11 protein-coding genes and 2 pseudogenes are annotated in these 12,483 nt (G+C 70.8%); 10 read left to right on the forward strand and 3 right to left on the reverse strand.

Going from position 1 to position 12,483, the window contains the following annotated elements:
* Window positions 1-520: 520 nt before the first annotated feature.
* The 10 genes and pseudogenes from ACOOE8_RS16250 to ACOOE8_RS16295 form a co-directional block, all read left to right on the forward strand.
* The gene (locus ACOOE8_RS16250; protein WP_420392458.1) at window positions 521-1,588 is read left to right on the forward strand and encodes an ABC transporter substrate-binding protein; all 1,068 of its coding nucleotides are present in this window, start codon (window positions 521-523) and stop codon (window positions 1,586-1,588) included.
* Window positions 1,569-3,299, forward strand: coding sequence for an ABC transporter permease (locus ACOOE8_RS16255; RefSeq protein WP_420392459.1), 1,731 nt, complete (start codon window positions 1,569-1,571; stop codon window positions 3,297-3,299). The genes ACOOE8_RS16250 and ACOOE8_RS16255 overlap by 20 nt, the downstream gene beginning before the upstream one ends.
* Window positions 3,300-3,323: 24 nt before the next feature.
* On the forward strand, window positions 3,324-4,409 hold the full coding sequence (locus tag ACOOE8_RS16260) for an ABC transporter ATP-binding protein (protein WP_420392460.1): 1,086 nt from the start codon (window positions 3,324-3,326) through the stop codon (window positions 4,407-4,409).
* Window positions 4,410-4,418: 9 nt separating this feature from the next.
* Complete coding sequence (locus tag ACOOE8_RS16265; RefSeq protein ID WP_420392461.1) at window positions 4,419-5,246, forward strand: enoyl-CoA hydratase; 828 nt, start codon at window positions 4,419-4,421, stop codon at window positions 5,244-5,246.
* Window positions 5,243-6,229, forward strand: a complete 987-nt coding sequence (locus ACOOE8_RS16270; RefSeq protein WP_420392462.1) for a quinone oxidoreductase family protein — start codon at window positions 5,243-5,245, stop codon at window positions 6,227-6,229. The genes ACOOE8_RS16265 and ACOOE8_RS16270 overlap by 4 nt, the downstream gene beginning before the upstream one ends.
* A 47-nt stretch (window positions 6,230-6,276) precedes the next feature.
* Window positions 6,277-6,720: a type II 3-dehydroquinate dehydratase gene (gene aroQ, locus ACOOE8_RS16275; RefSeq protein ID WP_420392463.1), complete on the forward strand. Its 444-nt coding sequence runs from the start codon at window positions 6,277-6,279 to the stop codon at window positions 6,718-6,720.
* A complete protein-coding gene (locus ACOOE8_RS16280; protein ID WP_420392464.1) occupies window positions 6,717-7,565 on the forward strand; it encodes a shikimate dehydrogenase family protein in 849 nt (282 codons plus the stop codon). The genes aroQ and ACOOE8_RS16280 overlap by 4 nt, the downstream gene beginning before the upstream one ends.
* A gap of 23 nt (window positions 7,566-7,588) precedes the next feature.
* The gene (locus ACOOE8_RS16285) at window positions 7,589-8,365 is read left to right on the forward strand and encodes an aldolase/citrate lyase family protein (protein WP_420392465.1); all 777 of its coding nucleotides are present in this window, start codon (window positions 7,589-7,591) and stop codon (window positions 8,363-8,365) included.
* Window positions 8,366-8,506: 141 nt separating this feature from the next.
* Window positions 8,507-8,554, forward strand: a pseudogene (locus ACOOE8_RS16290) (hypothetical protein); the annotation flags it as partial.
* 87 nt (window positions 8,555-8,641) lie between these two features.
* Window positions 8,642-8,976: pseudogene (locus tag ACOOE8_RS16295) on the forward strand (transposase); the annotation flags it as partial.
* A gap of 12 nt (window positions 8,977-8,988) precedes the next feature.
* Here the strand turns inward: ACOOE8_RS16295 and ACOOE8_RS16300 are convergent.
* The 3 genes from ACOOE8_RS16300 to ACOOE8_RS16310 all read right to left on the reverse strand — a co-directional run bounded on the left by ACOOE8_RS16300 (window position 8,989) and on the right by ACOOE8_RS16310 (window position 12,413).
* Complete coding sequence (locus ACOOE8_RS16300) at window positions 8,989-10,452, reverse strand: sulfatase-like hydrolase/transferase (RefSeq protein WP_420392466.1); 1,464 nt, start codon at window positions 10,450-10,452, stop codon at window positions 8,989-8,991.
* A 132-nt stretch (window positions 10,453-10,584) separates the two neighbouring features.
* Window positions 10,585-11,268 (reverse strand): GntR family transcriptional regulator, encoded by a 684-nt coding sequence (locus ACOOE8_RS16305; RefSeq protein ID WP_420392467.1) that lies wholly within the window; start codon window positions 11,266-11,268, stop codon window positions 10,585-10,587.
* Window positions 11,269-11,300: 32 nt separating this feature from the next.
* The gene (locus ACOOE8_RS16310; RefSeq protein WP_420392468.1) at window positions 11,301-12,413 is read right to left on the reverse strand and encodes an isocitrate/isopropylmalate dehydrogenase family protein; all 1,113 of its coding nucleotides are present in this window, start codon (window positions 12,411-12,413) and stop codon (window positions 11,301-11,303) included.
* Window positions 12,414-12,483 lie beyond the last annotated feature (70 nt).

Below are 12,483 nucleotides of genomic sequence, written 5' to 3' on the forward strand. Positions count from 1 at the left end.
GTGGCCTCCTCGCGTGTGCTCGCCCTGGGCATCGACGGTTGAGGCTCGTCATCGCCCGATAGGCGGCATAGCAAACATTCGTCCCCGTCGTCCCGGCGGGACGACGCGGAACCGGGCCTGTTCGCGCCATCGTGAACGCCTGGCGCTCGTGGGCCGTCCTGCGCCGCGCCCTGGTCGGCAACTGAGGAGGCGGCCGCCGACGTAAAGACCACGCAGCTTCGCGGCACCATCGTCAGTTCGCGTGCGATGACCGTATGTGCGCGTTGCCGCCGTCGGCAGGGCGCTCAGGCATCGCTGTAAACACACGCGCCGTCCTCCTCCGGCCGACCCGGCGCTGATCGTTTGAGGCGCGCGACGCTTGCCGGGCGGCTGGGCCTCGGCTAGCCTTCGCCCGTCGTGGAGGACAACGCTCCACGCTGCGAAACACAACAACGATCATCGGCAGTGGCCGGTCCGATCGCGGGCATCGCCCCAGCGCAGCTCGACGACGGACGGCGATCGTGCCGAAGGGGGGACGAAGATGATTGATCGGCGCGCACTCCTCGCCGCTGGCGGGGCGAGCCTCATCCTGCCGCGCTTCACACTCACCGCACGCGCGCAGTCGCCGATGAGCGCCGACGAGAAGGCTGCTGCGATCGACGCGCTGTACCAGGCCGCCCAGGAGGAGGGCGAGCTCACGTGGTACGTGGCGCACGTGGGATCGGAGGTCGCCGAGCTCATGGGGGCCAAGTTCACCGAGACCTACCCGGGCGTCGAGGTGAACGTCGTGCGCACGACGGCGCAGGTGGCCTTCCAGCGGCTCAACCAGGACCTTCAGGCGGGCGTCAACAACTGCGACGTGTTCGCCTCCACGGTCGTCGCGCACTTCCTCGACCTCAAGGAGCGCGGCCTCCTGATGGCCTACGAGCCGGCGCGCAAGCTCGACGCGCTGCCCCAGTTCCAGGCCATCGACCCCGACAACATGTTCCACACCACCTCCATCGGGCCGGTGTGCATCGTCTACAACACCGACGCGGTGTCCGAGGCCGACGCGCCGAAGAACTGGGACGACCTCCTCGACCCGAAGTGGACGGGTCAGGTCGCGGTCGGCCACCCGGGCTACTCCGGCCAGGTGGGCAACTGGGTCGTAGTCATGCGTGACCTCTACGGCTGGGAGTACTTCGAGACGCTCGCCGAGCGGGACCCCTACATCGGCCGCTCGATCATCGACGTCACGACGACCATCGTGTCCGGCGAGCGTCAGGTGGGGGCCGGGCCGATGGCGACCACGCTGCGCTCGCAGGCGGCCGGCAACCCCGTCGCCGTGACCTACCCGACGGACGGCACGGTGGTCGTCACCGCGCCGTCGGGCATCATGAAGGACGCCCAGCACCCGAACGCCGCCAAGCTGTTCATCGAGTTCCTGCTCGGGCCGGAGAACACCCAGATCGCCATCGACGAGTGGAACCCGCCGATCATCCCGGGGGTCGAGGCGAAGGCCGGCGTCGCGGACCTTGGGGAGATCAAGACGCTGTCGGCGACGAACGATCAGCTCATCAACGGCATCCCCGAAGTCAGCGAAATGTGGCGTGACCTATTCGGCATCTGAGGTCGCGTCGGCGACCCGTCCGCGTCCAAGGACGTGGGCGGGCGTCGTCGATCCGTCGCTGTGGGTCCTCGCGCTCCTCGCGGTGATCCTCGCGTTCCTGATCATCAACCCGCTCGCGCGGCTCGTCATCGACGCGTTCTCGACGCCCGAGGGCGGGGTGACGCTGTCGAACTTCGCGGACGCGCTCGGCCGCTCGCGCAACCTTCAGGCCTACTGGAACACCATCAAGCTCGCCTCGGCGACGATGGCGCTCGCGCTTTTGATGGCCCTGCCCATGGCCTGGGCCGTCTCGCGGACCGACGTCCCGGCCCGCGGCGCGCTCTACCTCGGCGTCATCGGCGCGTTCATCATGCCGCCGTTCCTCGGCGCGATCGGCTGGATCCTCCTCGCCGGGCCGAACGCGGGCTGGCTCAACCAGATCGCCACCGGACTGACCGGAGCTGAGCAGGGACCCTTCGACATCTTCTCGATGTGGGGCCTCGCGTTTGTCATCGCGCTCAGTCTCTTCCCGCTGATCTTCATCTTCGCGACGTCGGCCCTCGACCTCATCTCCTCGGAGATGGAGGAGGCCGCCGCGATCCACGGAGCCGGACCGCTCCGCGCCACCTGGCTCGTCACGCTGCCGCTCGCGCTGCCGGCCATCGTCGGCGCTGGGATGCTCGTCTTCCTGGAGACCATCGCGCTCTACGGCACGCCGGCGCTCATCGCGATCCCGGCGCGCTACAACGTGGCGACCACGCAGCTTACGATGTTCTTCGAGTACCCGATGCGCATCGAGACCGCGATGGCGTTCTCCGTCCCGCTCGTCCTCATCACCATCGTCCTCCTCGTGGCCCAGCGGCTCCTCCTGTCACGCGGAGGTCACGTCGCCGTCGCCGGCAAGGGCGGCGCACGCCAGCCCCTCCGGCTGGGACCGTGGCGCTGGGTGCTGTTCGGCTACGGCGCGTTCGTGTCGCTGCTCGCCATCATCCTGCCGGCGGGGATGCTCTTCCTTACCTCACTCTCGCGGGCGTGGGCGCAGCCGCTCTCGTGGTCCAACCTCACGCTGGAGAACTACGTCGACATCCTGTTCCGACAGGAGACCGTGCGCGAGGCGATGACCAACACCGTCGTCTACTCGGCCATCTCCGCCACGGTGTGCTGCGTGCTCGGCTTCGCGGTGGCCTACATCGTGATCCGCAAGCTCCTGCCGTTCGCGTCCGGGCTCGCCTTCCTCGCAGTGGCGCCCATCGCGGTGCCCGGCATCGTCCTCGCGGTCTGCTTCTACGCCGCGTATGCGGGGCCGCCGTTCCAGCTCTACGGGTCGAGCGCGCTCGTCATCATCGCCTTCATCACGCGCTTCCTGCCCATCGCCTTCGTCGCCGCATCGGCCGGCATCCGCAGCCTCCACACCGAGCTTGAGGAGGCCGTGCGCATCCTCGGCGGCAATCGCCTCACCGTCCTGCGGCAGGTCGTGGCGCCGTTGCTCAAGAAGAGCCTCCTTGGCGTTTGGATCCTGATCTTCGTCATCTCGACGCGCGAGCTCTCGACCGCGGTGTTCCTCACCGGGCCCGAGAGCCGGGTGATCTCGATCCTGACCCTCGACCTGTCCGAGCAGGGGCAGTACGAGATCCTCGCCGCCATGGGCGTCGTCCTGCTGACCGTCACCACGCTCGTCGTCGCCATCGGCATGCGCCTGCTCGGCCGCGACTTCATGCTCCGGCGGAACTGATGGGGCGCACGTGAGGGGGCCTCGATGAAGGGACAGCTTGCCCTCGACCGAGTCGTGAAGCGCTACGGGCCGACGACGGCGGTCGACGGCATCTCCATCGACCTCGCGCCCGGCGAGTTCCTGTCGCTGCTCGGCCCGTCGGGCTGCGGCAAGACGACGACGCTGAGGATGATCGCGGGCTTCATCGACCCCACCGACGGCGCAATCATCCTTGACGGCGAGACGATCTCCTCGTCGACCGGGGCCAAGCCGCCGGAGCGCCGCGGCATGTCGATGATCTTCCAGAGCTACGCCATCTGGCCGAACATGACGGTGTTCCAGAACGTCTCGTTCGGGCTCAGGATGCAGCGGCTGCGCGCGGAGGAGGTGCGTCAGCGCACCGGCGCGATCCTCGAGGTTGTCCAGCTCTCCCACCTCGCCGAGCGCTACCCCAACGAGCTGTCCGGCGGCCAGCAGCAGCGCGTCGCGCTGGCCCGCGCCGTCGTCGTCCAGCCCAAGGTGCTCCTCCTCGACGAGCCGCTGTCCAACCTCGACGCCAACCTGCGCGAGGAGATGCGCGGCGAGATCCGCCGCATGCACGATGAGTTCAGTGTCACGACGGTCTACGTCACCCACGACCAGTCCGAGGCGATGGCGATCTCGGACCGCATCGCCGTCATCAACCACGGCCGCATGGAGCAGCTCGACACGCCCTACGCGCTCTACACGCGCCCGCGCACCCGCTTCGCGGCGGAGTTCATCGGTCGCACCAACCTGATCGAGGGCGAGGCGTCGAACGGCTCGGTGCGCTTCGCGGGCTTCACGGTGCCCACCGAGCGCCTGGTACGCCAGGGCACGGGACGCAACCTCATCGCCTCCCTGCGGCCGCAGGCGATCCGCCTCCTGCCGAAGGATGCGGCGCCGACGACGGACGGGGATGCGATCGTTCTCCCCGTGGCGGTGGCGAAGCGCTCCTTCCTGGGGGACAGCTGGGACTACCTCGTCGCCGTGGACGGCGGCGCGATGACCCTGCGCGTGTCGGCGCCGGCGTGGTCGGTGTTCGAGGTGAACCAGGAGGCGTCCGTCGCGATCCCCTACGACGGCATCGTGCCGGTCGAGACCGAGACCTAAGGAGCAAAGATGTCCCTCGCAGTCGCGACCCCCGAGGCCGAGGCCGACGGGTATACGCCGCAGATGATCGCCCGCGTCGAGGACGGCGTCGGCTGGCTGATCTACGCCAACCCGCGGCGACGCAACGCCGTCACGCTCGGCATGTGGCGGCAGATCCCGGACCTCGTCCGCGCCTTTGCCGACGATCCCGCGGTCAACGTCGTCGCCCTTCGCGGCGAGGGGCACGAATCCTTCGTCTCGGGCGCCGACATCTCCGAGTTCGACCGTGTGCGCTCTACCCCCGAGACCGTCGAGGTGTACGACGACGCGGTCGACGGGGCGTCCAAGGCGATCTCCGGGCTCGAGAAGCCGACCGTGGCGATCATCGAGACGTGGTGCGTCGGCGGCGGCATCGCGACCGCGCTCACCTGCGACCTGCGCTTCGCCTCGGACAACACGCGCTTCATGCTGCCCGCCGCCAAGCTCGGCCTCGGCTACCGCTACGGCGGCATCCGCGCCCTCGTCGACGTGGTCGGGATGGCGAACGCCAAGGAGATCTTCTTCACCGCTCGGCGTTACAGCGCGGAGGAGGCGCTTCGCATGGGCCTCGTCAACCAGGTCGTGCCCGCAGCGTCCTTCGAGGAGGAGGCACGCGCCTACCTCGCCTCCATCGCGGAGGGCGCGCCGCTCACGATTCGCAGTGCCAAGCTCGGCATCAATGCCGCCGTCAAGGACCCCGACGCGCGCGACATGGCGGCGGTCGATGCCTCCGTGGCCAGGTGCTTCGCGTCCGAGGATTACGTGGAGGGCCGCCGCGCGTTCGTCGAGAAGCGCAAGCCGCGGTTCGAGGGCCGGTGACGGACGCGGCGCTCGTCGCGCGGATCTACGAGCAGGGGGCGCCGGACGTCCTCAAGCTCGAGGAGGTCGACCTGCCGCCGCCCGGTCCCGGCGAGGCCCGCATCGCCCACACCGCCATCGGGCTCAACTTCGCCGACATCTACCTGCGCCGCGGCGACCCTGGACCTCACTCGGTGTCGAGCTTCCCGGCGGTGCCCGGCACGCAGGGGGCGGGCCGCGTCGAGGCCGTCGGCGAGGGGGTTACCGAGGTCCGCCCCGGCGACAGGGTCGCCTACGTCCACCCCGAGGCCTACGCCACGGTGCGCAACGTGCCGGCGGCGCGGCTCGTCGCGCTCCCCGACGACGTCGCCGACGACGTGGCCGCGGCGACGCTGCTGCGGGCGATGACGGCGGACTACCTCGTCCACCGCCTCTACCCCATCCGCGAGGGGGACTGGGCGCTGGTCAGCGCCGCGGCGGGCGGCGTCGGCCTGATCCTGTCGCGCTGGGCCCGCGCGCTGGGGGCGACGGTCATCGGCACCGCTGGCGGGCCGGACAAGGTGCGCCTGGCGCGGGAGGGCGGCTGCCACCACGTGATCGACTACCGCGCCGAGGATTTCGTGGAGGGCGTCCGTCGCATCACCGACGGCGCCGGCGTCCATGTGGTCTACGATTCGGTGGGGCGCGACACCTTCATCCCCTCGCTGGAATGCCTGCGGCCGATGGGGATGGGCATCAACTACGGCACCGCGTCGGGTCCCGTGCCGGCGTTCCCGCTCCAGGACCTCCACCACAAGTCGCTCATCGTCTCGCGGCCGACGCTGCGCACCTACATCGCATCGCGCGATGACCTCGTCGCGAGCGCGAACCGCGTGTTCGCCGCGGCGCGGGACGGGACGATCCGCCTCGACGTCGGCCCGCGCTACGACTTCCGCGACGTGGTTAAGGCCCACGACGACCTCGAGGCGCGCCGCACCACCGGTGCGCCGGTGCTCGTGCCGTAGGGGTTGCGACCGGCCGGTCGCACATAGCCGCGGCGCAGGGGAGCCTCGTGACGAAGCCAGTGTTCATCCTGAACGGCCCGAACCTCAACCTCCTCGGGCTGCGCGAGCCGCACATCTACGGCCACGCCACCCTCGGCGACGTCGAGGCGGCGTGCGCCGCGCTCGGCGACGACCTCGGCCTTGCGACGCGGTTCCTGCAGTCGAACGCCGAGCACGAGCTGATCGGCTGGATCCACGAGGCGCGCGAGGCAGCGAGCGCCGTCGTCATCAACCCCGCGGCCTACACCCACACCTCGGTGGCGATCCTCGACGCGCTCACCGCCTTCGAGGGGCCGGTGATCGAGGTACACATCTCCAACATCCACCGCCGCGAGGCCTTCCGCCATCACTCCTACGTCTCGCTGCGCGCCGACGCCGTGATCGCGGGCTGTGGCACGGACGGGTACCTGCTCGCGCTGCGGCGCGTCGCCCGCCTCATCGCCCCGGCGTGAGCGCCGCGCCGCGCATCACCGGCTGCACGGCGATCCTGGCGCACCTCGGCGTCCCCACCGAGGGGTTCGCGGCACCCAAGATCTACAACCCTTACTTCGCGGCTCGCGGCATCGACGCCGCGGTGGTGCCCCTCGGCGCGTCCGCCGACGACTTCGCCACGCTGCTGCCCCTCGTCATGCGGCTCAGCAACGTGCGCGGCGCGCTCGTCACCATGCCTCACAAAAGCACGACGCTGGGGCTCGTCGACGACGCGTCGCCAACGGCGCGACTTGCCGGCGCCTGCAACGCGGTGCGGCGCGCTGCGGACGAGCGGCTTGTCGGCGACATGTTCGACGGCGAGGGCGTCGTGCGCGCCATGGCGAGGGCTGGTCGCTCACCATTCGGAGCCTCGGCCCTCGTCGTCGGCTCCGGCGGGGCGGGCTCGGCGATCGCCGCCGCGCTCGCCACCGCCGGCGTCGCGCGGCTCGGTCTGGCGGACGTGGATCGCGTCCGCAGCGAGGTGCTCGCCGCCCGGCTAGCGGCGCACCGCACGGACCTCGCGCTCGTCGTCGGCGACGCCGACCCTTCGGGCTGGGACCTCGTCATCAACGCGACGCCGCTTGGGATGAAGCCGGCGGACCCGCTGCCGTTCGACCCGTCCCGTCTGCGCGAAGGGACCCACGTCGGCGACGTCGTCCTGTCCGCCGGCGAAAGCGCGCTCGTCGCCGCGGCGCGCGCCCGTGGCTGCACCGTCACCACGGGGTACGACATGTTGTTCGAGATGATCCCGGCCTACCTCGAGTTCTTCGGGCTACCGACGACGACGCCTGACACCTTGCGTCGCCTCGCCGACCTTTCGAGCTGACCGATGATGGATGGAGGGACGCCATGGACATGCCGCGCAATGCGTTCAAGAGGGCGCTTGCCGAGGGTCGGCTGCAGCTCGGCCTGTGGTGCTCGCTGCCGGGCTCCTACGCCGCGGAGGTCGTCGCCGGCGCCGGGTTCGACTGGCTGCTGTTCGACACCGAGCACTCGCCCATCGACCCCGTGACGGTGGTCTCGCAGCTCCAAGCCGCCGCGGCCTACCCGGTCTCGGCGGTGGTCCGGCCCGCCAGCAACGACGCGGTCACCATCAAGCGGCTCCTCGACGTCGGCGCGCAGTCGCTCCTGGTGCCGTTCGTAGAGAGCCCTGAGGAGGCCGCTGCGGCCGTCGCGGCGGTGCGCTACCCCCCGTCCGGCGTGCGCGGTGTCGCCGGCATCACGCGGGCGACGCGCTTCGGCCGCATCCCGGGCTACGCGAAGGCGGCGGCGGAGGAGATCTGCCTCGTGGTGCAGGTGGAGAGCACGGCAGCCATCGAGGCGGTGGAGGCGATCGCCGCGGTGGACGGGGTCGATGGCATCTTCGTGGGCCCCTCGGACCTCGCCGCGTCCATGGGCTTCGCCGGCGAGGGAACGCGGGCGGAGGTGCGCGAGGCCACCATCGACGCCATCCGCCGCATCCGGGCGGCCGGCAAGCCCGCGGGCGCGCTCAGCCTCGACCCCTCGTTCAACGAGGAGATGATCGCGGCCGGTTCCGTGTTCGCCGCCGTCGACATGGACGCGGCGATCCTCGCCCGAGGCGCGGACGCGGTGGCGGAACGCTTCCGCCGGGCCGCGCGCGCCTGATGGGCTAGCGCGGTTCGCGCTCGTTGCGGATCGGGGCGGGATCCCCGAAATCAGGCGAAGCCTGATCCACCGTCATGGCTGGCGGCGGAGGGTCAGCCGTGATGCCCAAGCTGCCTTTTTGATGATCTTCGCCTTCGCGTTGTGCGCGCCATCGACGACGCAACGTCCCGTCGCCAGGCCGCGGCACGGTTCGACGTCGCCCCGTCCACCGCGATCCGATGGTACGAGGAGTGGCGACGGACCGGCTCGTGCCGCGCCAGGCGCCAGGGCCGGGCGATCAACGGTGTCGGGTTCGAGGCCCATGTGGAACAGGTTCTCGCGCCGCGCTTGTCGCCGGGCGACGTCGTCGGCATGGACAACCTCGGCAGCCCACAAGAGCAGATGCATTCGCGATCTGATCGACAGCGGCGCCAATCCGATGTTCCTCCCGCCCTAAAGCCCCGACTTCAACCCGATCGAGATGGCGTTCGCTAGGATCAAGGCTCTCCTGCGCAAGGCTGCCGAGCGAACCCATCGACGACCTGTGGGACCGCATCGTCGAGAGCCTCGACCTCGTCACGCCAGCACAGGCACGCGCCTCCTTCAAGGCCGCAGGCTATGACCCGGATTGAGCGCGAACCGCTCTAGCGCACGAGGCGGTTGATGCCGGGATCGAAGTGCCAGACGTAGGCGTCCAGCGGCTGCACGCTCTCGGCCCACGCCGCGAGGAGGTCCTTGTCGAGCCGCATGCTGGCCATGCGGGCCCGGATGGCTTCAGGGTCCCACTCGGCCGTGAGCTCGGCCATCAACGCGTCGCGCACCGGGGCGTGGCTTGGATCGGCCGCGAGGTCCGCGACCTCGTCGGGGTCGGCTGCGAGGTCGAACAGCAGCGGCGGGCCGCTGTCGTAGATCGACAGCTTGTGGCGCCCGCGACGGATCATGCGCTGCTGCACGGCGCGGCCGCCCGTCCAGTAGGGCACCGGGTCGGTGCAGTACTCGCAAAAGGTCGGCCCACCCCAGGGCGCGGAGCCGTCCCGGGCGTAGGCCCAGAAGCTGCGACCGTCCGCGTTGGGCAGCGTCGGCGCGCCGAGCGCGTCCACCATGCTCGCCGCGAGGTCGATGAGGTTGACCGGCCGCGTGCGGCGCTCGCCCGCCGGCAGCACGCCCGGCAGGCGCATGACGAGGGGCACGGAGGCGGACTCCTCGTAGAACGTGTGCTTCCAGAACAGGCCCCGCTCGCCGACGTGATCCCCGTGATCAGAGGCGTAGACGATGAGCGTGTCGTCGGCGAGCCCGGCCGCCTCGAGCGCCGCGACGATCCGGCCGACGAGGGAGTCGGTGTGCTCCACCAGCGCCCAGTAGGCCGCCCGCGCCCGCTCGATCGCGGCCTCGTCCGCCGCCGCCACGCCACGATCGTGGCGCCACCAGCGGAAGAACTCGTGCTCCACGTCGGGGGGCGCGAGCCGTGGCGGGGGGACGCAGCCGTGGTAGCGGGCGAACGCCTCCGGCTCGGCAACGTAGGGCGGATGGGGGAGCATCAGCCCGACGGTGAGGCAGAAGCCGCCGGCCGACGCCTCCCGCTCGGCGTTGCGTGCGATCCACTCGCAGGCCGCGTCCGTCACCGCATCGTCCTTCGCCTGGTAGGCGCTGAAGCCGGGCCCGCAGTTCGCCAGGCCGCGCGGCTCGGGATCGTTGGCCCCGGTCAGCACGCCGAGGGACTGGCGTGTCACCCCCGGCACGTTGGGCGAGTGGTCGCCGATCTGACGCTCGGCATAGCCGTGGAGCTGGTCGGGACCGATGGCGTGCAGACGGCCGATCAGGGTCGGGCGGGTGCCCCGGGCGCCCATCGCGTGCAGCCAGGTGGGCAGGCCCGACGGCAGCACGTCGTCGTTGGTCCAGCACGCTTGGCGGAACGGCCAGCGCGCGGTGAGCATCGCCATCCGGCTCGGAACGCAGATCGGCGAGGGGCAGTACGCGGCGTCGAACGCGACGCCCTCGGCGGCAAGTTGGTCGAGGTGCGGCGTCGCCACCACCTCATCGCCGTAGCAACCCGTGACCCGCTTGGCGTGCTGGTCTGAGAAGATGAAGAGCAGGTTCTTGACGCGCATCCTTCGTCCCCCCGGGCTCGCGTCGTCGGCGACGAGGCGATCACGCCGTGCGCAACACCATCGGGCGACCGCGTCAACAGGGCGAGCGCGACGTTGCGCTCGGCCGACCGTCGCTCACGGCCCGACGAGGCCTCAAAGGGCGTCGAGGTTCAGCCGGTCCAGCATGCCGATGAGCTCGCGACCGGCGCCCTCGCGCTGCCGCGCGTGGAGGTCGACCGCACGCTTGCCGTCGGCTCGGGCGAGTGCATCCACGAGCGCGCGGTGGGCCGCGAGCGAGGCCCTCGGACGCGCCTCCGGGCGCAGCCGCAGGGCGACGAAGTGGGCACGTTGGATGCGGTCGCGGTAGCGCAGGCCTGCCTCCATGAGGTGCCGGTTGCCCGACAGCGTGAGCAGCGCCCTGTGGAACGCCTCGTCGGCCTCGGACCAGCGATCGAGCACGCCGAGGTCGAGCGCTTCGGACATGGCCTCGCAGGCCTCGTCGAGCGGGGCCAGGCCCTCCGCACCGAGCCCGCGAGCGGCGATGAGCTCGACGGCCTTGACCTCGAGCGCGGTCAACACCTCGTAGACCTCCCGCACGTCGGCCCGGGAGATCGACAGCACGCGCACGCCGCGACGCGGCTCGGCGGCGACGAGCCCGTCGCTCTCCAGGAGCTGGAGCGCCTCGCGCACCGGAGTGCGGCTCATGCCGAGCCGCATCGCCTCCTCTTGGTCGCTCACGAAGGTGCCTGGTGCGAGTTGGTTGGTCAGCACCCTCGTCTTGATCGCGCGGTAGGCGCGCGCCTTCAGGCTCTCCGTGGGCTCCGTCGCCGGGCTCACCGCGCGCCGAGTCGACGGGGCTGGGCGCCCGCTCACGCCACGGCCGCGCTCGCCCCGAGCCGATCGACGAGGCTCGCGGTAACCTCGGATGTTCCCGCGGTGCCGCCGAGGTCGCGGGTAAGGAGCGTGCCGTCGGCGAGCCCCTCCTCGACCGTCCTGTTGAGGTGCGCTGCGCCCTCGGTCAGGCGGCGGTCGTCGTGCCGCTCGCCGAGCCAGTCGAGCATGAGCGCGGCGGACAGGATCGTGCCCAGCGGGTTCGCGATCCCCTGGCCGGCGATGTCGGGTGCCGAGCCGTGCGCGGCCTGGAAGAAGCCGACGTCGTCGCCGAGCTCGGCGGTCGGGGACATGCCGAGGCCGCCGACGGTGGCGGGGCCGAGGTCGGAGATGATGTCGCCGAACATGTTCTCCGAGACGATCACGTCGTAGTGCTGCGGCCGGATCACCAGGTGCGCGGTTAGCGCGTCCACCATCGCGTACTCGACCTCGACGTCGGGATAGTCCTCGGCCACCTCCCTGCAGACCTTGCGGAAGAACGCGTAGGAGCGCAGCACGTTTGCCTTGTCGCACACGGTGACGCGGCGCACGCCGTCGGCCGGAGCGCCCGACCGCTTGCGGGCGAGCTCGAAGGCGCGACGGGCGATGCGCTCGGTGCCCTCGCGGGTGATAACGAGCGTGTCCGTCGCCACCCGGTCGCGCAGGATGTTGCCGCCTCCGCGCGAGGCGTAGAGCCCCTCCACGTTTTCGCGCAGGATGACGTAGTCGATGTCCCCCGGACGGCGGTTCGCGAGCGCCGTCGGAACGCCGTCGTAGAGCTTCACGTGGCGGATGTTGGCGTAGACGTCGAGCCGAAATCGCAGGAGCAGGCCGAAGTCGAGCCCGACCTCGGTGCCGTCGGGGTAGGTGACCGCCGGGTCGCCCGCGGCGCCGTGGAGCGTCGCGTCGGCCCGGCGCACCGCCTCCAGCGTCGCTTCCGGGAGCGCCGCGCCGTGCTCGCGGTAGGCAGCAGCGCCGCCGGGATGCTCGGTGAAGCGCAGCAGCGGGCCGACGGTCGGCAGCGCGGCGAGCACGTCGAGCGTCGCCTGGCAAACCTCAGGGCCGATCCCGTCGCCATGGATGACCGCGATGTCGTAGCTGTCCTTGGGCATGCCGTGCTCTCGCTCTCGTGCGTTGAAGGGGGTCGGTTGGGCGGCGACCAGCACCGCCCAACCGAAGGGC

This window comes from Acuticoccus sp. (assembly GCF_965213555.1).
Taxonomy (GTDB): domain Bacteria; phylum Pseudomonadota; class Alphaproteobacteria; order Rhizobiales; family Amorphaceae; genus Acuticoccus.

Bases quoted from the DNA above. Each gene is read 5' to 3' on its own strand.
- ACOOE8_RS16250 (WP_420392458.1), top strand. From the start codon at position 521: ATGATTGATCGGCGCGCACTCCTCGCCGCTGGCGGGGCGAGCCTCATC.
- ACOOE8_RS16260 (WP_420392460.1), top strand. From the start codon at position 3,324: ATGAAGGGACAGCTTGCCCTCGACCGAGTCGTGAAGCGCTACGGGCCG.
- ACOOE8_RS16265 (WP_420392461.1), top strand. From the start codon at position 4,419: ATGTCCCTCGCAGTCGCGACCCCCGAGGCCGAGGCCGACGGGTATACG.
- ACOOE8_RS16285 (WP_420392465.1), top strand. From the start codon at position 7,589: ATGGACATGCCGCGCAATGCGTTCAAGAGGGCGCTTGCCGAGGGTCGG.
- ACOOE8_RS16300 (WP_420392466.1), bottom strand. From the start codon at position 10,452: ATGCGCGTCAAGAACCTGCTCTTCATCTTCTCAGACCAGCACGCCAAG.
- ACOOE8_RS16310 (WP_420392468.1), bottom strand. From the start codon at position 12,413: ATGCCCAAGGACAGCTACGACATCGCGGTCATCCATGGCGACGGGATC.